This is a genomic window from Staphylococcus aureus (assembly GCF_001027105.1).
GTDB classification, from domain to species: domain Bacteria; phylum Bacillota; class Bacilli; order Staphylococcales; family Staphylococcaceae; genus Staphylococcus; species Staphylococcus aureus.
Genome location: NZ_CP011526.1, coordinates 1,499,349 through 1,525,504 on the forward strand (window position 1 = coordinate 1,499,349; position 26,156 = coordinate 1,525,504).

Genomic DNA, 26,156 nt, shown 5'->3' on the forward strand with positions numbered 1-26,156 from the left:
ATTGTTTAAATTTAAGTTTATAGTAATGTTGAGTTTATAATTTCATATATCTAAAAACAGGTGTTGTATATATAATCATTCATCTAGTTATACTTACTTTAAAAATAATATAATTTCATGCGATGCAATTCATTGATGGATGTTTTTAATCTTAATCAAATCCAAATAAAGCATATATTTTTAAATTCACTTTCTTTCGAATCGATTTTTATCTCTTGTATTAAACTTTTCCATTGTTTCATTAAAGCTCTCTGTCATATCTATTCCCATTGAATTCGCTAAACATAACAACACAAATAAATTATCACCTAATTCTGCTTTAATCGTATTTGCTTCCTCTGAATCTTTCTTCTTTTTTTCACCATAGGTATGATTTATTTCACGTGCAAGTTCGCCCACTTCTTCAGTCAATCTAGCTAAGTTAGCTAATGGTGAAAAATATCCTGTTTTAAATTGTCCAATATATTCATCAACTTCACGTTGCATTTCTACCATTGATTTCATTTCTACGTTCTCCTTATATTGCATTTCTAATATAGTATATATCAATTTGAAGTCTCATGCATGTTTAGTGCAATCTACTGACTCTAGCTAAACTAGATGACAAGTTGTTTATTTTAGAAGTTTAATAATTCAGTTTATATAAATGTAATGCATTCCTAACTAAATTAAATCAATTGAAATTGGGATTATAACTTTATGATACGTACCACTACAATAAAATAATATAGTGAATAATCTACCATTAGAAAAATAAGCACAAAAAAACTAGCAACCACACAAAAATGTGATTAGCTAGTTAATAAGTGTCTAATTTAAGTTAATTGTTAATCTATAAGATTAATCACTTGAACGCGCAATCAAAATAATACGTACAAGCTCTGCTACAGCGACTGCAGTTGCTGCAACATAAGTCATTGCTGCTGCAGATAATACTTTACGCGCATGCTTGTATTCTTTTTCATTTACAATGTTCAATGCCGTAATTTGTTTCATCGCTCTTGAACTCGCATCAAACTCAACTGGTAACGTAACAATTGAGAATAATACCGCTAATGACATTAAACCAGCACCAATCCATAAAGCAGTTGAACCAAATGCACTACCTATCGCTGTTAAGATAATACCTAACATGATGATCATATAACTTAATGAACTCCCTAGGTTTGCAACAGGTACTAATGCTGCTCTGAATCTTAAGAACCAATATCCTTGGTGATCTTGAATGGCATGACCAACTTCGTGGGCTGCAATTGCAGTTCCAGCAACTGATGGTCTGTCATAGTTTGCAGGAGATAGTGAAACAACTTTCTTTTTAGGATCGTAATGATCTGTTAAGAATCCTTCACCTTTAACAACTTCGACATCATAAATACCGTTTGCATGTAAAATTTCTAATGCAACTTCACGACCCGTTTTACCACTAGTTGATCTAACTTGTGAATATTTCTCATAGTTAGATTTAACTTTGTGTTGTGCCCATAAAGGAAGCACCATTAATATTACGAAATAAATTATCATAGTAAAAATTGAAGACAATAAACTCACTCTCCTTTATAAATATTTTACTGTCATTTGCCGTTTTTATCAAATCATTTACACTTTAATAATTTGTTTAATTCAATATAAAGCAAAAGTCCAAAAACACTTAGACAACATGATAATACACCAATTTGCCACACATGTGTAGTTATAAAATCATAATATGGAAATTGAAGGTGAAAATAGTCAATATAATCATTCAAAAACACCCAAATCATCGCTACACTGATTCCAATCATAGAACGTTTAAACCTAGGATAGAAGTAAATTGCCTGAACAGCCATTATACTGTGGGAAAACATTAATACCAAACCATTTACTGTAATATCACCTTGTTCAATAATAAATAATATATTCATTATAACTGCCCAAATCCCATATTTGAATAATGTTACAAATGCCAGTGCATCGATAATACTATTTTGTTTTTGAATTAATATCAATGAGATAGAAATAACTAAGTATAATATTGCAGTTGGGCTATCTGGAACAAAAATCTTAAAATGCCAGGGCGTATGACTTAATTGTTCACCATACCATATATAACCATAAATCATCCCTAATATATTACAAATGAGTAGCATCATTAACCAAGAACGTTGATAAAGTGTATATTGCCAAAATGCTTTAATTGTCATCTGCTAAGTCCTCAAATTGATTATGTTTATTTACTAGCTTGAGTGTATTTAAAATTTGCGTTAGTTGATAAAAACGTTGCTTTTCATTCATCTGTAAACTTAAATCAATATTGTGTAACAAGTAATCTATTAATAACGCATGTTTATGCCGATCTATAGCCATACTATTTAAGTCATGAAGATAAGTTTGATAACTGGGCGATTCCGTTAGTTGAGCAACTATTAAATCATCTAGCCTTTGCTCACGCTTTGACACGTTTGCGAAGTGAATTTGAATATCAAAAGCACAGTTATGATTAGCGATATAATCAAATATTTCATTTGTATTCATTAACTTTATATTACGCTTAGTAAATTGAATTGCAGAAGCGTGACTTCCCACTTCTGCAATTTCTAATGTTTCATGATGATTAATTTTTGTATCTACAAAATGAATGTTTGCCAATTTCGCCTCATTCACTTTTATATAGTTAAGCACCCAAACTGCAATACGCGACTTAAATCGATATTGAAAAAGTAAATATTCAATAAAACTTTCTTTAATTTGATTGAGTGTCTCTGACATCAAATACCCCATTTTAAGATTGCAATCTTGATAATTCGTCATGCCAATTTTCGTTACTTGGCTCTAGTTCCAACAATTGATTTAAAATAGTAATTGCTTGTTCCTTTTGACCAATTTCAATTAAATAGAAATAATAATCACTCATAAAATCAATATTTGTTTTCATCGTTGGATATGCTAATTCAAAGAAATGTTGAGCTTCTTTATCTCGCTCTTCTTGACCATAGGCGAACGCTAAATGCCACATGAATGTAGGATCCAAATCTTCTTCATCTACATATGTTAATAATTCAATGATTGCTTCATAATCTTCTTCATTACGATATAAATCGCTTAAAATCAATAAAGGTTCTTGGTAAGCATTATCAACCTCTAATGCTTGTTTTAACAATAATACACCTTCATTAGCATCGCCGTGTTCTATTTCCAAACATCCAGTTGTATACATTAACTCTTTATAAAATTGACTTAGTCGTAATCCTTCTTTACCCGTTTCAATGGCATCTGGATAATTTTTTTCATTTTCATATAATGATTGTAAATACAAGTAGCCTTGAATATAATCAGGATCTTTAGAAAGTAATGTAGTCATTATTTTAATTGCTTCTTGAGTGATGTCATTTTTATCGTAAGAAATGGCTTTTTTGAGATAATCTTCTGAAGTCATTTCATCTTCATTAATTTCATCGTATAAGCGAATCGCATCACTATAGTTACCACTTTGTAAACTACAATCTGCCATACGAGAGAATAAGTTTACACCATTAACTTGATATTCACCAGTTTCTAAAACGGTTTCGTATTCAGAGGTAGCACGTAAATATTGACCATCATAATATAACATTTCAGCCAATGCAAAATGGATTATTGGATCATTTGGCTCTAGTTCAAGTGCTTCTTGTAATTTATCAATAGCAACTTCCATCATATTAATTTGTTGATATAAATCTGCTTCTAACATCAACTTTTCAGGTGATGGTTCAACATAACTTAAATATTCTAACGCTTCGTCAGTTTGATTTTCAGACATTAAACCTTCAATAAAATAAATCAGCAATTCACTTTCGTCTGGATATTTGTGATATAACACGCGGAATACTTCCAAACCTTGTGGCATTAATCCAAAATTGTAAAGTGTCTCTCCTAGAATAAATAATGCGTCATCGTTGTCAGTAGTTATTGCTTCATTAACACGAGAGTCTAAATTTTCTAGTTTTTGTAGATTGATATCGTCTATTAATTTATAGATATCTTCCATTTTATATTATCCCTCATTTTCTAAAAGCTTTAGTTTTGGTAAAAATCCTGGAAATGATACATTTACAGCATCAAATTGTTTGATTTTGACAGGCTCGCTTGAAAGTAGAGAAGCAACTGCAAGCATCATTCCTATTCGATGATCAGTTAAACTATCAACTGTTGCATTTGTTTTAAATTCTGACGGATGAATAATCAATCCATCATTAGTTGGTTGTAATTCAAACCCTAACAAGTTTAACATATCAGCCGTTGTATCAATTCTATTTGTTTCTTTTACTTTTAATTCCTCGGCATCTTTAATTGTACTCGTGCCAACTGCTTGTGTACAAAGTAATGCTATTACAGGCAGTTCATCAATTGCTTTTGGAACTAATTCTCCTTCGATTGTTATTGGTTGAAGCATTGGTGTGTATTGAATACGAATAGAAGCAGTAGGTTCAGCACCAGTTGTTTGATTGAAAAGTTGGATATTACCGCCCATTTTTTCAACAATATCAATAATACCTGAACGTGTTGGATTGATTCCAACATTATGAATTGTTACATCACTTCCTGGTGTGATAAGTGCTGCAACAATAAAGAACGCTGCAGATGAAATATCGCCAGGAACATGAAAATCTGCAGGTTTAATGTATCGAATTGCTTCAGGGGTTGTATTAATTGATAACCCTTCTGCTTCAATTGGAATATTAAAATGTTTGAACATCGTCTCAGTATGATTTCGACTTACATCTAATTCTTTAATGATGGTCGGTTCCTTAGAAAACAAACTTGCAAATAAAATGGCACTTTTTACTTGTGCACTTGCAACTTCCATTTGATAATTTATACCTTTTATGACAGATGGCTTAATAATTAATGGTGTATAATTATCTTCAATACCTTCAATATTCGCATCCATAAGTTTCAATGGTCTCAAGACACGATCCATTGGCCTTTTACCAATTGAAACATCGCCAGACAAAACACTTTCAATACCTAAACCACTTAACAAACCTGCCAATAATCGTGTTGTCGTACCAGAATTACCTGTATACAATACTTGATGTGGCGTGTTAAAAGATTGATATCCTGGGGAAGTCACAACTAATTTTTCATCATCTTCTTTGATTTCTACACCTAACAGTCGGAAAATGTCCATCGTACGACGACAATCTTCGCCAAGTAGTGGCTTATATATAGTAGATACACCTTCAGCTAGCGACGCCAACATGATTGCACGGTGTGTCATTGACTTATCGCCCGGCACTTCTATTTCGCCCTTTAACGGACCTGAAATATCAATGATTTGTTCATTTACCATTTCATTCACCTACTTAAAATATGTTTTTAATTGTTCACATGCATGTTGTAATGTTAGTTGATCAACATGTTGTACAACGATATCTCCAAATTGTCTAATCAAGACCATTTGTACACCTTGCTTATCATTCTTTTTATCACTTAGCATATATTGGTATAACGTTTCAAAATCCAAGTCAGTTATCATGTCTAAAGGATAGCCGAGTTGTATTAAATATTGAATATAATGATTAATATCATGCTTAGAATCAAACAAAGCATTCGCAACTATAAATTGATAGATAATGCCAACCATCACTGCATGACCATGAGGTATTTTATGATAGTATTCAACAGCATGACCAAATGTATGACCTAAATTTAAAAATTTACGTACACCTTGTTCTTTTTCATCTGCAATAACAATATCCAGCTTCGTTTCAATACCTTTAGCAATATATTTATCCATACCATTTAATGACTGTAATATCTCTCTATCTTTAAAGTGCTGTTCGATATCTTGCGTCGCTGATTCACCATTCAATAACGCATGCTTATAAACTTCTGCATAGCCACTTAATATTTGCTCAAATGGTAACGTCTTTAAAAAGACTAAATCATAAATCACAGCAGTTGGACGATAAAATGCACCGATAAGGTTTTTACCTTGCTTTGAGTTAATACCCACTTTACCGCCAACACTAGAATCATGCGCTAGTATAGTCGTTGGCACTTGTATAAAGTGAACGCCTCGTAAAAGTGTCGCCGCAATAAACCCAGCAAAATCACCAGTTGCACCACCACCAACAGCAATAATTGCTGTATTACGAGTTACATGATGGGATAAAATATACTCTAATGTTTCTTGATATTGCTCAAATGTTTTCGTCTTTTCACCAGCTGGAATAATAACTTTATGTACATTTTCATATGATAAAATATCATCAAATTTATCAGCAAAATATTGATTTACATGCTCGTCAATTAATATAAAACTTTGATCAAACTGATCAATATACGTGCTAATATGGTCAATTGCACCGTGTTCAACATATATTGGATAATTATTTGAAGGGTATGTTGTTTGTAATTTCATGATTACACCTCAATTGTTCTTGTTGTTAAAACTCAATATTTAATTGTCTGCGCTCAATAATTTGTTGTTTAAGTTGCTCAATATGATTTGATTGGAATTCTTCCAATAATGCTTTTGCTATTTCAAATGCTACGACATGTTCGCAGACGATACTTGCTGCAGGAACAGCACAACTATCAGAACGTTCAATTGTTGCTTTAAAGTCTTCTTTAGTATTAATGTCTACTGAATTTAATGGTTTATATAACGTTGGAATTGGTTTCATTACACCATTAACGATAATTGGCATTCCATTTGACATACCGCCTTCTAAACCACCTAAGTGATTAGATCCACGATAATAACCAATTTCACTATTATATAGAATTTCATCTTGAATCTCACTACCTGGCTTTTCAGCTGCTTTAAATCCTTCACCAAAGCTTACACCTTTAAAAGCATTTATGCTGACAACACCTTGTGCAATCTTACCATCTAACTTACGATCATAATGCACATAACTACCTACACCAACAGGCATATTTTCAACTACAACTTGAACGACACCGCCAATTGAATCTCCTTCATTTTTAGCTTCGTCAATTTTATCTCGCATTGCTTGTGCGATACTGTCATCAATTACACGAACATCATTACGATCAAGATTTGCTTTAAATGTTTCTGAATCATAAAAATCTTTATCTTTAATTCCACCTATTTCAACAACACGACTGTATATATCGATATCTAACTGTTGTAATAACACTTTACATAAGGCACCGACTGCAACTCGAGCTGCTGTTTCTCTAGCAGATGATCGCTCTAGCACATTTCGTAAATCACGATGATTATATTTCATACCTCCAACCAAATCTGCATGACCAGGTCTTGGTTTTGTAATAGTACGTTTCATATTTTCACGTTCTTCTTCACTTATTGGAGCTGCTCCCATAATTTTTCTCCAATGCGTAAAGTCATCATTGGTTACAACCATAGTAATTGGACTACCTAATGTATAACCATTTCTAACGCCTGATACTATTTCTACTGTATCTTTCTCAATTTGCATACGACGTCCACGTCCGTAACCGCCTTGACGCTTAAACATTTCTTTATTAATATCCTCAACCTTAATTTCTATATTTGCAGGTACACCTTCAACAATAACTGTTAATTGAGGTCCATGTGATTCTCCTGATGTTAGGTATCTCATACACACTCGCTCCTTTCATACTTCCACGATAACATTATAATATGTTGTTAATCTTATCATATTCATTGTGCATTCATAAATGTTTGTTTTCAAGCTCAATTAAGAAAATGGATGACATCTCATTTTAAATGTCAGAATTATCTTAATATTAAACGAACTAAAATTAATTATAATATATTCGTCTGTAGAAAAGTATCATGAATTTCTAAACAGTTGCATCATATAATCATTAATTAAAAATGATTAGCCGTTTTAATATAATCGTATCGCAACTTTAGCAAATAATATACTGACTACATTTCTTAATACAAAAGAACGAACTGTTAATTATTAATAAAGTTAATCAGTCCGTTTAAAAAAATTATGATATTAAAATATACATATGTTAAGCGCTTTTGTTATACTTTGACTTCAAAAATATAATCAATTCTTTTACTAATACATAAAAAATATAAATGAGAGTCAGTATAAAAATAATTTTTGTTATAGGATTAAGTGGTTTATCTAAAAATATAGCACCATATAGTAATTCCATTAATTTTAAGAACATTAAAATCCCCAAAATAATCGAAATAATATTCTTCATTTTAACAACCCCTTCTCTCTGTTTAGTTTCATTTGATAAAGAATATTCCTCTCTTTTTAATACGTGTTACCAAAAAACTATAAAATTTTTCAAGTAATTTACTACAACATAAAAAACGGGCCTTGTTATGTATAATCATAATGACTAACCACATAACAAAACCCTTTCTACCTTTATAAATAAATCGTAAAGGTTTACAGTTTATATTTTATTCATATAACCATGCATCACGTGGTGAAGCATAGCTAGTAATTTCATTTTCATTAAACCATAGATTAATTTCACGTTCAGCAGACTCTAATGAATCTGAACCGTGAATGATATTTCTACCAACAGTTAAACCTAAATCACCTCTAATTGATCCTGGTGAAGCTTCTGAAGGATTGGTGCTGCCAATAATATGTCTAGATACATTAACTGCATCTTCACCTTCAACTACCATTGCGAACACTGGTGCTGATGTAATAAATGAAATTAAATCATTATAAAATGGTTTACCTTGGTGTTCACCATAATGTGTTTCAGCAAGTTCCATTGGTACTTGCATTAATTTACCACCGACAAGTTTTAGTCCTTTTCTTTCAATTCTTGAAATTACTTCACCAATTAGATTTCTTTGTACTGCATCTGGTTTAATCATTAAAAATGTACGTTCCACTTTATGTATCCCCCTGTGTTTAATAGGTTTATGTATATTACTATTATATATTAACAGGTTGGTAAAGCGCTTTCAATACTTTTCATAAATACTACGTGTTTCTTGAACCCATTTTTTTCGTCAAACTTAAAAGTAGTGATTTCGGATGTCCATCTGGTAACTCAGAAATCAAATTCAAAGCTTTACTTAAATACTTCGAACTTACTGCCTTAGCCTCATCGATGCTGTCAGATTTTCTAATGATTTGGATACATTCTTCAAATTCTTTGCGTTCACTATCACGACGTAACTGTTCGATTTTCAATTTGAAGTCTGGATTTTTACGCATTTCTAATAAAATCGGTAACGTAATATGACCATTAAGCAAATCACTTCCGACCGGCTTACCTAATTTCTTTTCGGTACTTGTGAAGTCTAATACATCATCAATGATTTGGAAGCTCATACCTATATAATGACCAATCATTTTCAATTTTCGTACAGTCTCTTTATCAGATTGAGAAGTAATTGCACCAACTTCAGTTGATATTTGAATTAACAGTGCTGTTTTGCGATTGATACGTCGTAAATAATTAATAATTGTCTGTTGACTGTTAAATTGGTCTTGAAATTGGAAAAGTTCCCCTCTACAAACATCAACGATAGATTCAGATATCAATTGATGTACACGATTATCTTTAACGGCCATTAAGTGTTCAAGTCCTAATGCCAATAAAAAATTCCCAGTTAAAATAGCAGTTGTCTGATCCCATTTCTTTGATATGGTTAACTTGCCTCGACGCTTGTCGCTTTTATCAATAACGTCATCATGAACAAGTGTTGCCATATGAATTAACTCTAATGCGACTGCAACTTGATACGTTTGTTCAGACGTTTGTTCATCTTTGCCAAATTGGCTACTCAGAATAACAAATGCTGGGCGTACTCTTTTACCACCAGAAGACAATAAGTGTAATGATGCCTGTTCTAATACAGAATCTTTACTTTTTATTGCCTTTTCAAGTCGTTGTTCCACTTTCTTAATTTCATTGTTCATGTTTAACTTTGCCACGTTAATCACCTTTGGTATTATCTTTTTCTTTATAGCCAAGGTGCATTGCAGCAACGCCCCCTGTAAAACTACGTACTCTTACATTTATGAAACCTGCTTCTTCAAACATGCGCTTCAACTCTTCTTTTCCAGGAAAATTAAACGTAGATTGCTGTAACCATTCATATTCTTCTTTTGATTTTGCAAATAATTTTCCAAAAATAGGCATAACAAATTTAAAGTATAGTGCATACATTTGTTTAAAGACTGGCAAAGTTGGTTGGCTCGTTTCAAGACATACCACCATACCACCTGGTTTAAGTACTCTATTCATTTCTTTTAACGCGACTAAATAGTCTGGCACATTTCTTAATCCAAACCCAATTGTTACATAATCAAAAGAATTGTCTTCAAACGGCAATTCCATTGCATCACCATGAACAAGTTTAACATTTTCCATTGAAGCAGTTTTTTCTTTTCCTACTTCTAACATATTCTCACTAAAGTCAATACCAGTAACTTCACCTGTTGGTCCTACAGCTTTGCTTAATGCGATTGTCCAATCACCAGTACCACAACAAACATCTAATGCTTTCGTCCCTTTTCTAACACCCATGTCTTTCATGACGCGTTTTCTCCATACTTTATGCTGCTCAAAACTAATAATATTATTTAATCTATCATATTTTTTTGAAATATTTTGAAAAACGCGATGTACTTGCTCTTTATTTGCTTTATTGTCAGCCATGCTTAATTACCTCTACTTTTTAAATAACTTTTTTGGATATCGTGTAAGTAATGCTTTACTTCACTTTGATTATATTTCTTGAAGTATGATGGATAGTAATCAGACATATCTTCAAATAAATAATTATATATTTCCGACTCATCAATATTGATACCGAAATGAGATAACGTAATATATGGGAAAAGTGTTTCAATTTTTACTATTGCTTGAGAAATTTCATAATCATTTAAAGCTTGATGATGTAATGAAGATTTCAATTCATTAATTTCAACAATTGCTTTACTAATTTCATTTTGAAATGATAAATCATTGATTTCTGCTAGTAGCGTATAAAAATGTGCACTAATTAAATCTCCAATCAAAATGGAATGTTTAGACAAATGATTATATGTAATGTCATCAAGGTGTCTCATTGATGTGTCAATTGTGAGGCATGCCACTTTGGCAACATCTGGAATATCATATAAATCAAGTAACTTACCTAACCGATGATTAATATTAATGGATTCATATTCTGATACGCCCTTTAATCTTTCTTCTATTTGTCTTTCCAATTTGCTAACAGTTGTTTCCATGTCTACACCTCACGATATTATCACTATTCATATTAACATTATATGTAAGAAATTAAAATCTTTTGAAGCATTAAGATTACTTATCATTTTTAAATTTCAATTTAAACTAACAGTAATTTATGTAGCTTTTGTAATTCTCATAATAACCTTTACTTCATTTACATTATTCATCTTTTTAAATAACGTAAAATACTATAGTAGACATGGTTACCTTTTAAGTAAATTCAACGCTAACAATTAATCTCAATATTCATATGTATATTTTGTAGTTGCTATTTTTATCAAAACTATTATGTCATGTAATATTTTGAACGCTTAAACAATGAATGTTCCAAAGATTAAAAACTTAGAAGAACATTACAATTTATGTACAGGTTGTAAGTATTAAAAGCAAAATAAAAAGCCCTTATTCAGGGCTTTTTAAGTAAAATTATTTTACAGCATCTTTTAATGCTTTACCAGCTTTGAATGCTGGAACTTTACTTGCTGGGATATCAATTTCTTTACCAGTTTGAGGGTTACGACCTTTACGTGCAGCACGTTCACGTACCTCAAAGTTACCGAAACCAATTAATTGTACTTTTTCACCTTTAGCAAGTGAGTTTTGGATTGATTCGAATACAGCATCTACTGCTGAACCAGCTTCTTTTTTAGTTAAATCAGCTTGCTCTGCAACTGCATTGATTAAATCTGTTTTGTTCATTAGACATTCACCTCCTGAGGTTTGATAATGATATGTTTATATCATTATGGTAAAACTTTAACACAAGCATTACATAAATCGCAATCATTTATGTGGCAAAAACGTTGAATTTAAGCCATTTCTATTCATTTTACGTAATTATTAGCCGTATATGTGTAATAATACACATTTTATTCAGATTTTTTATCGCGCTCCATTAAATCTTTTACGCATTCTTTTACTGAGATATTTTCAAATAATACTCTATATAATGCATTTGTAATTGGCATATCCACATTTTTTTCTTTAGCTAAATGATAAACTGATTTAGTTGTATAAATACCTTCAACAACCATATTCATTTCAGATAATGCTTGATCCATTGATTCACCTTGTCCAAGTTTATATCCTAATGTGAAATTCCGAGAATGTGTTGATGTGCAAGTAACGATTAAGTCACCGATACCACCTAAACCTAGAAATGTCATAGGATCGGCACCTAACTTTTCACCTAATCTACTAATTTCCGCTAAGCCACGAGTCATTAATGCAGCTTTTGCATTATCACCGTAGCCAATTCCAGCTACGATACCACTTGCTACTGCGATGATATTTTTCAATGCACCACCAAGTTCAACACCAATCAAGTCATCATTCGTGTACACACGCAAATAATCATTCATAAATAAATCTTGCGTTAATTTACTTACACTTTTATCTTTTGATGAAGCAGCAACTGTAGTTGGTTGCTTGACTACAACTTCTTCCGCATGACTTGGCCCTGACAACACGCCAATACCTGCATTATATTCAGGTGAAATAGAATCTTCAATCATTTCTGACACACGTTTAAACGTCCCATTTTCAATACCTTTAGCAACATGTATAAAAGTCTTTTTAGAGGTCAGCTTATCATTAATTTGAGAAGCAACTTCTCGCATTGCTTTAGTAGGTAAAGCCATTAAGTAAATATCTGCAAATTGAATTGCTTTGGTCATATCTGAAGTAGCGATGATGTTAACATCTAATTTCGCGTATTTTAAATACTTTTTATTTGTATGACATGTATTTAATTCATCAACAGCATCTTGATTTTTACCCCACATCAAAACATCATGTCCATTTTCTGCAAGAACATTGGCAAGGGCTGTCCCAAAACTTCCCATACCAAAAACGGTAATTTTAGTCATTGTTATCCCCCAATCGTTAATTTCTCTTTCGAGCTATAATATGAATTGGTGTACCTTCAAAACCAAAAGCGGCACGGATTTGATTCTCTAAATAGCGTTTATAAGAAAAATGCATTAATTCTACATCATTAACAAATACAACAAATGTCGGTGGTTCTATAGCAACTTGTGTTGCATAAAAGACATTCAAACGTCTACCTTTGTCTGTTGGTGTAGGGTTCATGGAAATTGCATCAGTAACAACTTCATTTAAAGTTGAACTTTGAACACGTTTTTTATGGTTTTCACTTGCTTCATTGATGTAAGGGAATAATGTACGTAATCTTGTGCGTTCTTTAGCAGACACAAAAGCAATTTGTGCATAATCTAAAAATTGGAATTCTTTACGTACTTCATCTTCAAATTTCTTCATCGTTTTACTATCTTTTTCCACAGTATCCCATTTATTTACGACAATCACGACTGCTTTACCTTGTTCATGTGCATATCCTGCAACACGTTTATCTTGTTCAATGATGCCTTGTTCTGCATCTATGACCACTAAAACAACATTTGAACGTTCAATCGCTTTTAAAGCTCTTAATACTGAATATTTCTCAGTTGATTCATATACTTTTCCTTTTTTACGCATACCAGCAGTATCGATTAAAACATAATCTTGTCCATCATAACTATACTCTGTATCAATAGCGTCTCTCGTTGTCCCTGCAACATTAGAAACGATAACGCGATCTTCACCTAAAATAGCATTTACTAAACTTGATTTACCTACGTTTGGTCGTCCAATAATGGATAGTCGAATTGTATCTTCATCATAAGGATCTTCTTCCTCTTCACCAAAATGAGAAACAACTGCATCTAACAAGTCACCAAGACCTAAACCATGTGACCCTGATATCGGATACGGTTCACCAAATCCTAATGAATAGAAATCATACACGTCTGTACGCATTTCCATATTATCTACTTTGTTAACCGCTAATACGACCGGTTTTTTAGATTTGTATAAAATTTGAGCGACCATTTCATCGCTTTGTGTCAATCCTTCACGCACGTTAACCATAAAAATAATAACATCCGCTTCATCTATGGCGATTTCTGCCTGCGCTCTAATTTGTGTTTGGAATGGTGCATCACCAATTTCAATACCACCTGTATCAATAATATTGAAATCATGTGTTAACCATTCACCTGAAGAATAAATACGATCTCGTGTTACACCTGGCGTGTCTTCCACAATCGAAACACGTTCTCCAACTATTCTATTAAAAATTGTAGATTTACCTACATTAGGCCTACCTACAATAGCTACTATAGGTTTAGTCATAAGCTAACTTCCTCTCTTTCTTATATCTTTTTAATAATATCACATGAGACTGTGTATTCAAAATGAGTTTATTACTGTAATGATAAAAATCAGCACTTAAAACTTTATCTTTTTAAACACTTAGTTAAATTTGTCCACGTTATCATTCCGAGTATATTTTGTTACATAAAAATACTCCACATGCAATCATAAACATGTGGAGTTGACTATTAAATATTAAATTATAGTTTAAGATTTTTAAGTTTATCACCAATCATATCGCCAATTGTTGGATTATCTTCTTCTTCGTTTTCTAAGTACGCCTTAGTCGTAGAAGGATCACTTTCAACAACATCTTCGTTTGGTAATGTTGCTTTAATAGATAGTGATACTCTTTCATTCTCTTCATCAATACCTAATATTTTAACATTTACTTGTTGACCAGGTTCTAACACTTCACCTGGCGTACCAATGTGTTTGTGTGCAATTTCAGAAATATGTACAAGTCCTTGTACACCTGGTGCAATTTCAACAAATGCACCAAAGTTTGCCAATCTTACTACGACACCTTCAATGACATCATTTTCGTGGAATTGACCTTTAATATTTTCGAAAGGTGTTGGTAACGTATCTTTGATTGATAATGAAATACGTTCTGTATCTCTATCAATAGATTTAATTTTAACTTTAACATCTTGACCAATTGAAACTACTTCTTCTGGTGTTTGAACATGTTCGTGAGAAAGTTCAGATACATGCACTAAACCATCAACACCGCCAATGTCTATAAATGCACCAAATTGAGTTAAACGCGCTACTTTACCATCAATAACATCGCCTTCATTTAAAGATTGTAATAATTGATCTTTTTTAGCATCGTTTTCTTCTTGTTCAACTGCTTTACGGCTTAAAATGACTCTATTATTTTCAGGATCCAATTCTTCAACTTTAATACGAATTGTTTGTCCATCAAACACAGAGAAATCCTCAATGAAGTCTGTTGAAATTAGTGAAGCCGGAACAAAACCTCTTTGTCCTACATCAACAACCAAACCACCTTTAACTACTTCTGTTACTTTCGCTTCGATGATTTCATTATTATCTAATTTTTCTTGTAAATAACTATAAGACTTCTCAGTTTCAAGTTGTCTTCTAGATAAGATGTAAGCTCCAGTTTCATTTTCTTCATCAAACTCAACTTTAGTGACATATGCTTCAACTTCGTCGCCCTCTTTTACAACTTCACTTGGGCTATCAATATGATGCGTAGATAGTTGACTAATAGGAATAATCCCATTAAATTTACCACCGTTGATATGAACAACAACTTGCTTGTCTTCAACTTGTTGTACCTCGCCAGTGACTTTGTCACCTTCTTTAATATCGTTAATCATTGATTCATTGAATTCTTCAGTCATCTTGTTTGCCTCCTTATACACTACATATTTATAACATCTTATAAACTGACAGAATTGTCAAGAAATTCTACCTCGATTACATTTTGCGAAATAGTCATATACATAAATATGTCACTTTATCATATTCAAGTCGTCATATCGATAAATATTTATTACAACCATTTTTGTATCAAAGTAATACAGTTTGCTATGTTTATACATATTTTTTGTATAAAAATTAGCATAGCTTACTATTTTGTTTTATAAGTCTGTCATTTCATTGTTCTCTACAAGATATATTATAGTAAAATTTTATACTTTTATAAAACAAAAAGCCACGCAAATAAGCAACTTTTACATTTGAATAGTAAGAAGACCGTATATAGTGCATCTTTCTCGAATTATTACATAGGACATTTTTTGTGACTAAATCAGCTTCTTTTGCAATATTTAGATTTGTAACACTCATTTTCTTACCATTTGTAAAATGCTTTATGAATGTAATGAATTATTTTTGGAATTCTAATAATTCACCTTTATTATTTCTTTTTACTTTTTGAAAAACTTACACAATTCACTGACGCATTAACTTTTACCAAAAATAAAAAGGCAACTTTCATTCATCATTGAATAAAAATCACCTTTTAATTTGAGTAAATCATTATCAGCACATTCATTTTGTATATGCGTTAAGCGTTGCACATTACAAATAGATAGTTATGACTTATTAGATTATTTAATTTGACTCACCATCGCTAAAATTTCGTCAGTAACTTCTTCAATCGACTTGCCTGTCGTATCTAATGTCACTGCATCATCTGCTTTTCTTAATGGTGATATTTCACGGTTCATGTCATATTGATCACGAGCTTCAATATCACGTTTTAAATCTTCAAAATTTGATTCGATACCTCTTAATTGATTATCTTTATATCTTCTTTCTGCTCGCTCTTCAACTGATGCAATCATATATACTTTTAAATCTGCATCTGGTAGCACTACAGTTCCGATATCGCGACCATCCATTACGATACCTTTTTCTGCAGCTAACTCTTTTTGTTTTTTAACGGCGAATGAACGTACTGGCTCTTTAGATGCAACGTATGAAACATGTTGCGTCACATCATTATTTCTTAAAAAGTCTGTTACATCTTCGTTATCTAAAATGACACATTGACCTTTATCTGCTTTATAAGTTAAATCTAATGTTGTTTGGTCAACTAGTTTTGCAAAGTCCTCAGTTTTGTTTAATTTTAAATATTTGTATGTTAATGCACGATACATTGCTCCTGTATCGACATAAATCATTGATAGTTCGCTGGCTACACGTTTCGCAATTGTACTTTTTCCGGCAGCAGCTGGACCATCTAATGCAATATTAATGGCTTTCATGCGTCATTTCCCTTCCTTGTCGTTTTATGAATAATATTTTATCATAATTAGGTAAATTAAATATAGGAGGAAATATATGAAACATCTACTTGTTATTCATACTGGTGGCACCATTAGTATGTCACAAGACCAATCTAATAAAGTAGTAACAAATGATATCAACCCTATTTCAATGCATCAAGATGTCATAAATCAATATGCACAAATAGATGAATTAAATCCTTTTAATGTACCATCACCTCATATGACAATCCAACATGTTAAACAATTAAAGGATATTATTTTAGAAGCAGTAACAAATAAATATTATGATGGTTTCGTTATCACGCATGGTACCGATACGTTAGAAGAAACTGCCTTTTTACTTGATTTAATATTAGGTATCGAGCAACCTGTTGTTATTACTGGCGCAATGCGCTCGTCTAATGAAATTGGTTCTGACGGATTATATAATTATATTTCCGCTATTCGCGTTGCCTCTGATGAAAAGGCCCGTCATAAAGGCGTGATGGTTGTATTTAATGATGAAATTCATACGGCGCGTAATGTTACCAAAACACATACGTCTAATACAAACACATTTCAAAGTCCAAATCATGGTCCGCTAGGTGTATTGACAAAGGATCGTGTGCAATTCCATCATATGCCATATCGCCAACAAGCATTGGAAAATGTCAATGACAAACTAAATGTACCATTAGTAAAAGCATATATGGGTATGCCAGGTGACATTTTTAGTTTTTATAGTCGAGAAGGTATCGATGGTATGGTTATTGAAGCGTTAGGACAAGGCAACATACCTCCAAGCGCATTAGAAGGCATTCAACAATTAGTATCTTTAAATATACCTATTGTGCTAGTTTCACGTTCCTTTAATGGTATTGTGAGTCCAACTTACGCATACGATGGTGGTGGTTACCAACTCGCACAACAAGGTTTTATTTTTTCTAACGGCTTGAATGGTCCAAAAGCAAGATTAAAATTATTAGTCGCGTTAAGCAACAATTTAGATAAAGCTGAAATCAAATCATATTTTGAATTATAATGAATACGTAACATAAAAAGGTCTATGTACAATCAATAGTCATCAACCTCATTTGACATATCATGAATGTCAGTCGTTGTAAAACTAAGTTATTTAGTACATAGACCTTTATTTTTATGATTCTAAGGGCGTTTGTTTCTTAGCTAGCATGCTTTGAGCAATAATGCCCCCGTGGAATTTACCATTTTCAATAAAAATGGTATTCGCATCGTTCCCTGCAGCAATTACACCTGCAATATAGCAATTTTCGATATTTGTTTCGTATGTTTCTTTATTATACATAGGCGCTGTTCCAAATTCATTTGTATTAATTTGAATGCCTACAGATTTTAAAAATTCATAATCGGGATGATAACCAATCATCGCAAATACATAATCATTGTGTATCGTTTTACTTTCACCATTTACTTCATAAGTCACAGTATCTTCAGTTATTTGGGTAACATTAGCATTAAATTCCATGTCAATTTTTTCATGATTTACTAATGCTGTGAAATTTGGAAGTATCCACGGTTTAATTGAAGGCGAATAATCTCCACCACGATATAGAACCGTCACGTTAGCACCAGCTTTTTCCAACTCCAAAGCAGCATCGATAGCCGAATTCTTACCACCGATAATTACAACATCTTGATCAAAATACGGATGTGCCTCTTTAAAATAATGGAACACTTTAGGTAAATCCGCACCTTCAACTTCTAATGTATTATGCTGACCATAATAGCCTGTCGCGATTGTTAAAAATCGACATTCATAAACATCTTTCGTCGTAGTAATAGTAAATTTATTATTCATTTTTTTAACAGTTAATACTTCTTCAAATGCATTTACTTTTAATTGATGATGTTTTACAACTTCTCGGTAATAAACTAGCGCTTGATTACGTCTTGGTTTACTTTCTTCAACGATAAACGGTACGTCCCCAATACTTAATTTATCACTTGATGAGAAAAATGTTTGGTGAGTAGGATAATTGTAGATTGATTCAACGACATTACCCTTTTCAATAATTAAGGTATCAATACCTTTTCTTTTTTGTTCAATAGCCGCACTTAATCCGCATGGCCCTCCACCAATTATGATACTTTCAACTTTTTGCATTGTTTCGGCCTCCTTTAATCCCAAACTATTATAACAGTTCAGTGATTGATGCGCTAAGTCTGTGCTTGAAGATTTATGATATATTTTTGACAATTTGTTTAATGTGCATAGAGAATTGTTAGCTACGGAGTTGAATAACACTACAATTTAATATGTTGATTTATTTTTTATTCTTCCTCGTTAAATTTGTTGATTGTGGTGTTTTATCTTTTTGATGACTATTTAAAAAGTTAAATTGATATGCCAATATTCGAGACAAGACCTTGTTAAATAACAAACTTTGAAAAATGAAAAAACCGCTACATACTTATAAGCGCAATTTAAGTTCTCCAAAATATTTAGAGATACTTATAATATGCACGTTTGTATATAGCAGTTCAGTTACAATTTATATAGTTATATTATGGAATAACGATTTGTTGACCGTTTCTAATATTGTTACCACTTAAACCATTGGCACGTCTAATTTTTTCAACATTTTCCGGTGAACCTGAACCGTAGTATTGAATTGCGATACGGTATAAGTTTTCTTGACCATTCACTGTATGTCTTTGGCCACCACCTTGACGTTGTTGTTGCTGTTGTTGATTTTGATTAGCTTGTTGTTGATTTTGATTATTTTGTGCTTGATTGTTCGCTTGATTAGCGTTGTTTTGATCATTATCAGATTCATCTTTAGTCGCTTTGTCTTGATCCTCTTTTGATTTATCACTGTCTGTAGATTTTGATTTATCTTTAGAAGCGTCTTTAGATGTGTCTTTGTCTTTACTTTCATCAGCATTATTTTTATTTGTATTCGCGATTTTATTTTCTTTTGTACCATTATTATGATTGTTTAATGCCATGCCTCCAAATATCGCTAATGCACCGATAATTAGTACAGCTGCAATTAATGGTAACAATACTTTGGCCATGCCACCTTTTTTACGTTCTTTATCTCTGTCATGATTGTCATGTTCATCATGGTTTTGGCTTGCATTATTAGAGGCATGTGGTTTTGAAGCGGCAGAAGCACTTTTACTTGCTGCGCCTCCAGCCAAACCTGCTGTTCCAGCACCGATCGCTGCACCTTTTTTGCCATTATGATGATCTTTAGACTTATCTTGAGACGCTTTATCCTCAGTCGAGTTATTCGCCTTGCCAGAATTACTTTTGTTTTGAGCGTCATTTGAATGTTTCTTAGCTTTAGAAGCAGCCATTGCACCAGCTGCACCTGCAACACCTGCTGTTCCAGCACCAATAGCTGCTGCTTTTTTACCATTATGATGTTCTTTAGGTTCATCTTGATCTTGTTTTACAGAATCATTATCATGTTCATTTTTTGATGTTTCTGATTGGTTAGCACCTGTTGTAAAATATGGTTTAGGTTGCTGAGATTGTTCAGCTTCACTCTTATCAGAAACTGTTGAATGCTCAGTGTTATTTTCTGCATTTTTAATAGTATCGTGTTTATCATTGTCTTCGATTGGTTCTGGATGTGATTTATCCATTGCAAAAGCATTCTTATTATAATATTCCTCTTCATGTTGAGGTGTACTGTCTTGATGGCTAGGTTCTTGACTTTCAGTACTGTGTGATGATTCGACTTGACGATCATCTATTGTGCCAGCCTCATTTTGAACATTGTCTTCAGATGTTTGTGATTCATTGTGAACTTGTTTATTATGATTCGTTGCTAAATCACGGCGTCTTTTTCTTCTTTGGGCATTTCTTGGCGGAAACTGTTGCTCCGTATTCTCTATTGTATCCTGATGTTCTAATTCTGATTGGTCTTTTTCAACATCTTCCGTATGGTCTTGATGTGAATTTGTGTCTATCGATTGACGATTTTTTTCAAAGTCATCTTTAAAATTATTAGACATAGCCATCTTCCTTTCTATTCTATTACAATGATTTTACATAAAATATACCCACATGACATATGTTTATGTATATTTTTCAAAATTATTTCAATCATTTTTCAATTGTGTATACACTAATTATAGCTTGTCAATTTTCTTTTAGTAAAGTAATACTATCTGAGAAATAAATTTTGCAACTTTTCATCAAATCCAATACTTCTAATTACCTTCTTCTTATTTAAAATTGCGATATCAGTTATATTAGAATCATTGTCACAACATCGATCTTGTGCCGGTGGATATTCACCGAAAAATTCTAATAAATACTTCCGTCTACATTGATCCAATTTGCAATAGCCAATCATGCGAAAGAATCCTAATTGCTTTCGTTTAAATGATTGCTTAAATATCTGTTTCAAGGCGCCGATACTATAGAATGATTGCAACGTTGTCAAAACGGCTTGTTTATCGGGAGCTAAAAATTCTCCTATTTCGAAATTTTGTACATCTTCTTCTGTTATCATATCTGCAAATAATAACGTTTCTAAAATATATTTATCGTCCGGTTGGAATAAACTAATTGCCTGACTTAGTTCACCATCGCGACCCGCACGGCCAATTTCTTGAATGTAGTTAGAAGGACTTGTTGAAAGATGAAAGTGAATGATTGTGCGAATATCTTTTTTATTAATTCCCATACCAAAAGCACTCGTTGCGACTATAATCGGAATATCATTATTTAAAAATTGTTGTTGAACTGTGTGTCGCTCTTGATAATTCATATCACCATGATAAATACCTGTAAGAAAACCTGAATCATAAATAAGTTGCGCTAAATTCAGACACATCTTTTTCGATGAGACATAAATAATCGTTGGTCCCGACTGTTGTAGAAACGGCAGCAACCATTCAATTTTATCTTCATCATCATGAAAATTAAGATGCTTAAAGCTTATATTTGGGCGATTCATTGTAGTTTTAATAACATTGAATTGAATCGCTAACATTTCCGTCAAATCATCTTGTAAATGCGGTGGTGCAGTTGCTGTCAATGCTAAGACAACCGCTTCTTTAAAATGCTTTGTTACTTTTCCTATTAGAGCATAATGTGGTCTGAAATCATATCCCCATTCAGATAGGCAATGTGCTTCATCTAGAACAATCATGCCAAAGTCTATCATAGATATTAATTTAAAATTTGACGGTTGCAGGAGAAATTCTGGACTTAGAAAGATGAAGCGGCTATGTCGTAAACATTTAATATTATGCTTTTTCTCAATTTCATCCATACCAGAGTGAATACATGTTACACGTTTTTCTCCATTTATTTTCAACTGCATAACTTGGTCATCCATTAAAGATATTAACGGTGAGATAATTAATGTCGGCTTACCTGATAAATACGTAGGTATTTGATAACACAAACTCTTTCCACTTCCAGTTGGAAGTATACCTAGAGTGTGTTGTTGAGACATTATACTTTCTATAATTTCCTGTTGTCCCGGTTTAAAACTCTCGAATCCAAATTTGTTTCGTAAAATATCATGCAACATTCAGATCACCTCTTTCAAATCCAACGATTAATACTTTTAATTGAAAATATGATAACGTGTCAAATTGTTCTTTGTAAAATTTTAATCGTTCGCCACGATGCTGTTGATAAAAATTCAAAAACTGGAGTTGATCTTCTAGTTCAACATAATCATCGTAATTAGACATGTAACCTTTGATTAAGATTTCAAGTACATGATCTTCGATAGTATTGATTTTAACTTGTTGTTGAGCCGCTATATCTTCCATCGTGAATTGTTCAAGCAATTTTGTATAAGTAATATAAGTTTGATTTAATAATGTAGGTTTCATTATTATTTTTGATAAAATAGTATATTCTCCACTTTCTAATTCAAACATCATTGTCACTAAATTATTCATTTCGTATTCAAACAATTGCTGTTGAGATAGCTTTTCTATTAAACTAACTTGCTGTCTCGTATACATTGGTTCATCATAGCCTTGCAAATAATAATGTAAGTAACATGGCCCTTTTAAAGTTATTGCTTTAAACAAGTTATGTAGTTCATTTTCAAAATCAATTTGTAATTGGTTTTCTTTAATGTAGTTATAGACAATCTTTACAGTTTCTTGTATCTTATTATTTTGAGAGATTGGTACAAAATGAAAAACATGTTGTTTGGTATTAGACATGGTTTGCACTAATAGTTGAATTGCTTGAAATGTTTGCCCCATGCTTTCAAATGTATATCTAGGATGCAACATGATTTCCATTTCAGCATTAAATTCATTGATTTTTTCTAAAAATAGCTCAAAAGACGGATATTTTAATAGTGGTAAACTGTGATATAATGACAACTGTTGTTGACTACAAGCGTCAAAAAAGGTTTGGTGAGATTTCTTACCAACTAAGATATTGTAAATACTTTTATTTGTTTTATAGTTAAATGTTTGTTGTAATGCTGTTTTTATAATGTGTTGCAAATTTAACCCTCACTCTGTAAAACGGATAATTTGAAAATAAAAATGATGCTGTCTAAAATTTTAGTCACATTACTATTTTAGCATTTTTATCAAAGGAGGCGAAGACATTGGCAAAATATACAATCGTTGATATGGATACTTGTATTGCATGTGGTGCATGCGGTGCAGCAGCGCCAGATATATATGATTACGACGACGAAGGTATTGCTTTCGTAATCCTTGACGATAACCAAGGTACTGCAGAAGTACCTGAGGAATTATATGAAGATATGGAAGATGCAATTGATGGATGCCCTACAGATTCTATTAAAATTGCAGACGAATCATTTGATGGGGACGCTTTAAAATTTGAATAATTGATTTTTTAGACAAATGTTCTATAGAAAAAGCAGGCAAGCTATCGTTTATTGATAGTCACCTGCTTTTTATTATTATGTGTATATTATTTTGCTTTAATTTGATTAAATTCTTTTCAAGAAATTCGCAAGCCTTCTATATAGTAAAATAAATACAATAGAAATAACGATACCTTTAATAATATTGAATGGTATAATTCCTGAAACAATGATTACTTTAAGATTATTTGCGATATCAGCTAAGTTAAATATCATACCGTACAAAGGTAATAGAACGAAATAGTTCAAAATACTCAACACGATAGTCATAACGATTGTTGCAATGATTAATCCAGTAATCAAAGATTTTGTTGAACGTTTATTTTTATAGATGGCGTAAGCAGTTAATAAGAAACTTGCGCCTGCTAAAAAGTTAGCAAATGGTCCAACTGGATCGCCCATACTAAATAAGTAGTTCAATAAATTTTTAACCAGTGCAACTACGATACCGGCAACTGGTCCAAACGTAAATGTAGCTAGTAGTGACGGTACATCACTAAAATCTAAAGTTAAGTATGGTGGCAAAAATGGTATAGGAAACTTGATAAAAGTTAACACAAACGCAATCGCGCTCAACATACTTATTGTGATAAGACGTTTATTTTGTTGCATATTCAATTTTCTCCTTCCATTCATCTCGTAAGAATAGGAGGATTATTGCACAACAAAAAACCTCCATCTTCTCCCATCCAGACTATACTGTCGGCTCTAGAATCTCACTAGATCAGCCACTAATATGATACATACTAGCAGGTCGCAGGCTTTATTTACTGCCGGTTGGGAATTACACCCGACCCCGAAGATGAATTTTACATTATTAAATTTAATTCTCATTAATTTTATACTATATATCACAAAACCTCAATAACTATGCTTAAATTAAATCATAGTTACGTAATTGGAGAGTGATACATTGGTGATTTGCGAGCATTGTTTGGAATGTTGTTTGCTTGATTAATTTTTGAGATGGCTTTTTTGATTCTATCACTCAATTGAGTAAAAATCGTCATAAAATGGAAAGCAAATTATAAGAATCTAGTAGGTTAAAAAGTTTTATATCAGTACTTCCATTTATATTATTATTTAAATCACCAGAAATTACACTTAAAATCTTCTACTTATTTGCCTTCACAACAATAGTAGAATTATCTTTTTATTCTTGATCTACTCAATATACACTATTCTCCGTTAAATTTTCATCATTAATTTTATTCTTGATCAAACACACCATATTCTGAAGTGCTTTCACCGTTAAAATTTGGTTTAACCGTATTTATTTTATTGTCCGAAAATTTTATACTAAGCTCTATACCGTTTGGTATCTCTTTATCTTTTTTTATTTCTTCTGCCATTTTTATTACATTTTCACTGTTACTTTTTTTAGTATAGTTCTTTTTTTTACTAAATAGAGTAGTAGTTACCGAAACTTTAGACTTATCTTTTAATTGCTTCTTAACATTTGACAATTCTTTTGAAAATTCACTGTCACTTTTGTTTAACAATGGTTCAAAATAGTCTCTATACTCAGCTAAATTATAAGGTATGGCCGAAATATAAAAATATTCATTTTCATAACCACTATTTTGCGTCTTATTAATTGCTTCTTTTGTAAATCCTGTATATTGATATTTCTCTTCATTATCTTTGAAAAATTTATATAATTTATCATATTTTTCTTTTTGTGCTCGATATTCAAACCCACTGAGTACTGCACCAACTAAAGTACTCATATCATCACCTTTATCCTTACTTCTTAATGAGCTATCACTGTCAATAATTGATTTATCAAATGGAATACTCGCATTAAATACGATGTCGTGGTCATCACAATGCACGAATACTTCTACACCATCGCCACTACCTATAACATTTGTAGCTTTAACTTTTAGACCGAAGTTATCCATAAAAAATTGTTCGCCTCGCTTAGCAATTTTATCTTTATGCTTCTTTGCAAATTCAATCGCATCTTTTTCTGCAGGTGGTTGGAATCCTTGTCCTACATATTTTGAAGCATCCATTTCTTCTGGTACAGATTTTGTTTCTTTGTTGGATTCGTTATTGGTAGTTGAACATCCTGATAGTAGTATCGTTGCCATTAAGATAAATTTTGCTTTTTTAAGCATATCTCATCACCTATTTA

General features: G+C 32.1%; 30 protein-coding genes and 1 riboswitch. Of the genes, 2 read left to right on the forward strand and 28 right to left on the reverse strand.

Going from position 1 to position 26,156, the window contains the following annotated elements; translation table 11 throughout:
- Positions 1-186: 186 nt before the first annotated feature.
- The 20 genes from AA076_RS07395 to cmk form a co-directional block, all read right to left on the reverse strand.
- Positions 187-504 carry a nucleotide pyrophosphohydrolase gene (locus tag AA076_RS07395; protein ID WP_000839926.1) on the reverse strand — a complete coding sequence of 106 codons (318 nt, stop codon included), beginning with the start codon at positions 502-504 and terminating at the stop codon, positions 187-189.
- A gap of 336 nt (positions 505-840) precedes the next feature.
- A complete protein-coding gene (locus AA076_RS07400; RefSeq protein WP_001827022.1) occupies positions 841-1,521 on the reverse strand; it encodes a zinc metallopeptidase in 681 nt (226 codons plus the stop codon).
- Between the two features lie 71 nt (positions 1,522-1,592).
- Complete coding sequence (locus AA076_RS07405) at positions 1,593-2,180, reverse strand: DUF1405 domain-containing protein (protein ID WP_000152734.1); 588 nt, start codon at positions 2,178-2,180, stop codon at positions 1,593-1,595.
- A complete protein-coding gene (locus AA076_RS07410) occupies positions 2,170-2,745 on the reverse strand; it encodes a YpiB family protein (protein WP_000005213.1) in 576 nt (191 codons plus the stop codon). The genes AA076_RS07405 and AA076_RS07410 overlap by 11 nt, the downstream gene beginning before the upstream one ends.
- A 13-nt stretch (positions 2,746-2,758) precedes the next feature.
- Positions 2,759-4,003 (reverse strand): tetratricopeptide repeat protein, encoded by a 1,245-nt coding sequence (locus tag AA076_RS07415; protein ID WP_000389524.1) that lies wholly within the window; start codon positions 4,001-4,003, stop codon positions 2,759-2,761.
- A gap of 6 nt (positions 4,004-4,009) precedes the next feature.
- Positions 4,010-5,308 (reverse strand): 3-phosphoshikimate 1-carboxyvinyltransferase, encoded by a 1,299-nt coding sequence (aroA, locus tag AA076_RS07420; RefSeq protein WP_000245895.1) that lies wholly within the window; start codon positions 5,306-5,308, stop codon positions 4,010-4,012.
- 9 nt (positions 5,309-5,317) lie between these two features.
- Entirely contained in the window at positions 5,318-6,382 is a 1,065-nt protein-coding gene (aroB, locus tag AA076_RS07425) for a 3-dehydroquinate synthase (protein WP_000776325.1), read from the reverse strand.
- A gap of 25 nt (positions 6,383-6,407) precedes the next feature.
- Positions 6,408-7,574 carry a chorismate synthase gene (gene aroC, locus AA076_RS07430; protein WP_001269929.1) on the reverse strand — a complete coding sequence of 389 codons (1,167 nt, stop codon included), beginning with the start codon at positions 7,572-7,574 and terminating at the stop codon, positions 6,408-6,410.
- A 385-nt stretch (positions 7,575-7,959) separates the two neighbouring features.
- Positions 7,960-8,160, reverse strand: coding sequence for a hypothetical protein (locus AA076_RS07435; protein ID WP_000789522.1), 201 nt, complete (start codon positions 8,158-8,160; stop codon positions 7,960-7,962).
- 208 nt (positions 8,161-8,368) lie between these two features.
- Complete coding sequence (ndk, locus tag AA076_RS07440) at positions 8,369-8,818, reverse strand: nucleoside-diphosphate kinase (protein ID WP_000442480.1); 450 nt, start codon at positions 8,816-8,818, stop codon at positions 8,369-8,371.
- A 91-nt stretch (positions 8,819-8,909) separates the two neighbouring features.
- Positions 8,910-9,869, reverse strand: coding sequence for a polyprenyl synthetase family protein (locus AA076_RS07445; RefSeq protein WP_001096471.1), 960 nt, complete (start codon positions 9,867-9,869; stop codon positions 8,910-8,912).
- 1 nt (position 9,870) lies between these two features.
- Positions 9,871-10,596 (reverse strand): demethylmenaquinone methyltransferase, encoded by a 726-nt coding sequence (locus AA076_RS07450; protein WP_000774684.1) that lies wholly within the window; start codon positions 10,594-10,596, stop codon positions 9,871-9,873.
- A gap of 2 nt (positions 10,597-10,598) precedes the next feature.
- Entirely contained in the window at positions 10,599-11,171 is a 573-nt protein-coding gene (locus AA076_RS07455; RefSeq protein WP_000450553.1) for a heptaprenyl diphosphate synthase component 1, read from the reverse strand.
- A gap of 430 nt (positions 11,172-11,601) precedes the next feature.
- A complete protein-coding gene (locus AA076_RS07465) occupies positions 11,602-11,874 on the reverse strand; it encodes an HU family DNA-binding protein (RefSeq protein WP_001043863.1) in 273 nt (90 codons plus the stop codon).
- Between the two features lie 170 nt (positions 11,875-12,044).
- Positions 12,045-13,043, reverse strand: a complete 999-nt coding sequence (locus tag AA076_RS07470) for an NAD(P)H-dependent glycerol-3-phosphate dehydrogenase (RefSeq protein WP_000161738.1) — start codon at positions 13,041-13,043, stop codon at positions 12,045-12,047.
- 16 nt (positions 13,044-13,059) lie between these two features.
- A complete protein-coding gene (der, locus tag AA076_RS07475; protein WP_000165530.1) occupies positions 13,060-14,370 on the reverse strand; it encodes a ribosome biogenesis GTPase Der in 1,311 nt (436 codons plus the stop codon).
- Positions 14,371-14,591: 221 nt separating this feature from the next.
- A complete protein-coding gene (gene rpsA, locus AA076_RS07480) occupies positions 14,592-15,767 on the reverse strand; it encodes a 30S ribosomal protein S1 (RefSeq protein WP_000133954.1) in 1,176 nt (391 codons plus the stop codon).
- A gap of 256 nt (positions 15,768-16,023) precedes the next feature.
- Positions 16,024-16,215, reverse strand: a complete 192-nt coding sequence (locus AA076_RS15010; protein ID WP_001789944.1) for a hypothetical protein — start codon at positions 16,213-16,215, stop codon at positions 16,024-16,026.
- A 116-nt stretch (positions 16,216-16,331) separates the two neighbouring features.
- Positions 16,332-16,448: a hypothetical protein gene (locus AA076_RS15020; RefSeq protein WP_001789945.1), complete on the reverse strand. Its 117-nt coding sequence runs from the start codon at positions 16,446-16,448 to the stop codon at positions 16,332-16,334.
- 30 nt (positions 16,449-16,478) lie between these two features.
- Positions 16,479-17,138, reverse strand: coding sequence for a (d)CMP kinase (cmk, locus tag AA076_RS07500; protein WP_000644391.1), 660 nt, complete (start codon positions 17,136-17,138; stop codon positions 16,479-16,481).
- A gap of 76 nt (positions 17,139-17,214) precedes the next feature.
- Here cmk and AA076_RS07505 point away from each other — a divergent pair, with 76 nt between their 5' ends.
- Positions 17,215-18,183 (forward strand): asparaginase, encoded by a 969-nt coding sequence (locus AA076_RS07505; protein WP_000681756.1) that lies wholly within the window; start codon positions 17,215-17,217, stop codon positions 18,181-18,183.
- Between the two features lie 114 nt (positions 18,184-18,297).
- Here AA076_RS07505 and ypdA read toward each other — a convergent pair whose 3' ends face one another.
- The 5 genes from ypdA to AA076_RS07530 form a co-directional block, all read right to left on the reverse strand.
- Complete coding sequence (ypdA, locus tag AA076_RS07510; protein ID WP_001174260.1) at positions 18,298-19,284, reverse strand: bacillithiol disulfide reductase YpdA; 987 nt, start codon at positions 19,282-19,284, stop codon at positions 18,298-18,300.
- 160 nt (positions 19,285-19,444) lie between these two features.
- Positions 19,445-19,561 (reverse strand): hypothetical protein, encoded by a 117-nt coding sequence (locus AA076_RS15025; protein WP_011447014.1) that lies wholly within the window; start codon positions 19,559-19,561, stop codon positions 19,445-19,447.
- 124 nt (positions 19,562-19,685) lie between these two features.
- On the reverse strand, positions 19,686-21,146 hold the full coding sequence (ebpS, locus tag AA076_RS07520) for an elastin-binding protein EbpS (RefSeq protein ID WP_000069282.1): 1,461 nt from the start codon (positions 21,144-21,146) through the stop codon (positions 19,686-19,688).
- A 152-nt stretch (positions 21,147-21,298) separates the two neighbouring features.
- Positions 21,299-22,678 (reverse strand): RecQ family ATP-dependent DNA helicase, encoded by a 1,380-nt coding sequence (locus tag AA076_RS07525; protein WP_000902119.1) that lies wholly within the window; start codon positions 22,676-22,678, stop codon positions 21,299-21,301.
- Positions 22,668-23,621 (reverse strand): YpbB family protein, encoded by a 954-nt coding sequence (locus tag AA076_RS07530; RefSeq protein WP_001163801.1) that lies wholly within the window; start codon positions 23,619-23,621, stop codon positions 22,668-22,670. Before AA076_RS07530 ends, AA076_RS07525 begins: the two co-directional genes overlap by 11 nt.
- Before the next feature lie 107 nt (positions 23,622-23,728).
- Here AA076_RS07530 and AA076_RS07535 point away from each other — a divergent pair, with 107 nt between their 5' ends.
- Positions 23,729-23,977, forward strand: a complete 249-nt coding sequence (locus tag AA076_RS07535; RefSeq protein ID WP_001151997.1) for a ferredoxin — start codon at positions 23,729-23,731, stop codon at positions 23,975-23,977.
- Between the two features lie 105 nt (positions 23,978-24,082).
- On the opposite strand, the gene AA076_RS07540 is transcribed toward AA076_RS07535, so the two are convergent.
- From AA076_RS07540 to AA076_RS07550, 3 genes are all read right to left on the reverse strand, one after another.
- Complete coding sequence (locus tag AA076_RS07540) at positions 24,083-24,628, reverse strand: ECF transporter S component (RefSeq protein WP_001186912.1); 546 nt, start codon at positions 24,626-24,628, stop codon at positions 24,083-24,085.
- 61 nt (positions 24,629-24,689) lie between these two features.
- A riboswitch (FMN riboswitch) is annotated at positions 24,690-24,824 on the reverse strand.
- Between the two features lie 82 nt (positions 24,825-24,906).
- The gene (locus tag AA076_RS15030) at positions 24,907-25,026 is read right to left on the reverse strand and encodes a hypothetical protein (RefSeq protein ID WP_001789947.1); all 120 of its coding nucleotides are present in this window, start codon (positions 25,024-25,026) and stop codon (positions 24,907-24,909) included.
- Between the two features lie 198 nt (positions 25,027-25,224).
- Positions 25,225-26,139: a DUF1672 domain-containing protein gene (locus tag AA076_RS07550; protein WP_000913219.1), complete on the reverse strand. Its 915-nt coding sequence runs from the start codon at positions 26,137-26,139 to the stop codon at positions 25,225-25,227.
- Positions 26,140-26,156 lie beyond the last annotated feature (17 nt).

Coding starts and splice junctions, on each gene's coding strand:
- AA076_RS07395 (WP_000839926.1), bottom strand. CDS start 504: ATGAAATCAATGGTAGAAATGCAACGTGAAGTTGATGAATATATTGGA.
- AA076_RS07400 (WP_001827022.1), bottom strand. CDS start 1,521: ATGATAATTTATTTCGTAATATTAATGGTGCTTCCTTTATGGGCACAA.
- AA076_RS07405 (WP_000152734.1), bottom strand. CDS start 2,180: ATGACAATTAAAGCATTTTGGCAATATACACTTTATCAACGTTCTTGG.
- AA076_RS07410 (WP_000005213.1), bottom strand. CDS start 2,745: ATGTCAGAGACACTCAATCAAATTAAAGAAAGTTTTATTGAATATTTA.
- AA076_RS07415 (WP_000389524.1), bottom strand. CDS start 4,003: ATGGAAGATATCTATAAATTAATAGACGATATCAATCTACAAAAACTA.
- aroA (WP_000245895.1), bottom strand. CDS start 5,308: ATGGTAAATGAACAAATCATTGATATTTCAGGTCCGTTAAAGGGCGAA.
- aroB (WP_000776325.1), bottom strand. CDS start 6,382: ATGAAATTACAAACAACATACCCTTCAAATAATTATCCAATATATGTT.
- aroC (WP_001269929.1), bottom strand. CDS start 7,574: ATGAGATACCTAACATCAGGAGAATCACATGGACCTCAATTAACAGTT.
- AA076_RS07435 (WP_000789522.1), bottom strand. CDS start 8,160: ATGAAGAATATTATTTCGATTATTTTGGGGATTTTAATGTTCTTAAAA.
- AA076_RS07450 (WP_000774684.1), bottom strand. CDS start 10,596: ATGGCTGACAATAAAGCAAATAAAGAGCAAGTACATCGCGTTTTTCAA.
- AA076_RS07455 (WP_000450553.1), bottom strand. CDS start 11,171: ATGGAAACAACTGTTAGCAAATTGGAAAGACAAATAGAAGAAAGATTA.
- AA076_RS07465 (WP_001043863.1), bottom strand. CDS start 11,874: ATGAACAAAACAGATTTAATCAATGCAGTTGCAGAGCAAGCTGATTTA.
- AA076_RS07470 (WP_000161738.1), bottom strand. CDS start 13,043: ATGACTAAAATTACCGTTTTTGGTATGGGAAGTTTTGGGACAGCCCTT.
- der (WP_000165530.1), bottom strand. CDS start 14,370: ATGACTAAACCTATAGTAGCTATTGTAGGTAGGCCTAATGTAGGTAAA.
- rpsA (WP_000133954.1), bottom strand. CDS start 15,767: ATGACTGAAGAATTCAATGAATCAATGATTAACGATATTAAAGAAGGT.
- AA076_RS15010 (WP_001789944.1), bottom strand. CDS start 16,215: ATGAGTGTTACAAATCTAAATATTGCAAAAGAAGCTGATTTAGTCACA.
- cmk (WP_000644391.1), bottom strand. CDS start 17,138: ATGAAAGCCATTAATATTGCATTAGATGGTCCAGCTGCTGCCGGAAAA.
- AA076_RS07505 (WP_000681756.1), top strand. CDS start 17,215: ATGAAACATCTACTTGTTATTCATACTGGTGGCACCATTAGTATGTCA.
- ypdA (WP_001174260.1), bottom strand. CDS start 19,284: ATGCAAAAAGTTGAAAGTATCATAATTGGTGGAGGGCCATGCGGATTA.
- ebpS (WP_000069282.1), bottom strand. CDS start 21,146: ATGTCTAATAATTTTAAAGATGACTTTGAAAAAAATCGTCAATCGATA.
- AA076_RS07525 (WP_000902119.1), bottom strand. CDS start 22,678: ATGTTGCATGATATTTTACGAAACAAATTTGGATTCGAGAGTTTTAAA.
- AA076_RS07540 (WP_001186912.1), bottom strand. CDS start 24,628: ATGCAACAAAATAAACGTCTTATCACAATAAGTATGTTGAGCGCGATT.
- AA076_RS15030 (WP_001789947.1), bottom strand. CDS start 25,026: ATGACGATTTTTACTCAATTGAGTGATAGAATCAAAAAAGCCATCTCA.
- AA076_RS07550 (WP_000913219.1), bottom strand. CDS start 26,139: ATGCTTAAAAAAGCAAAATTTATCTTAATGGCAACGATACTACTATCA.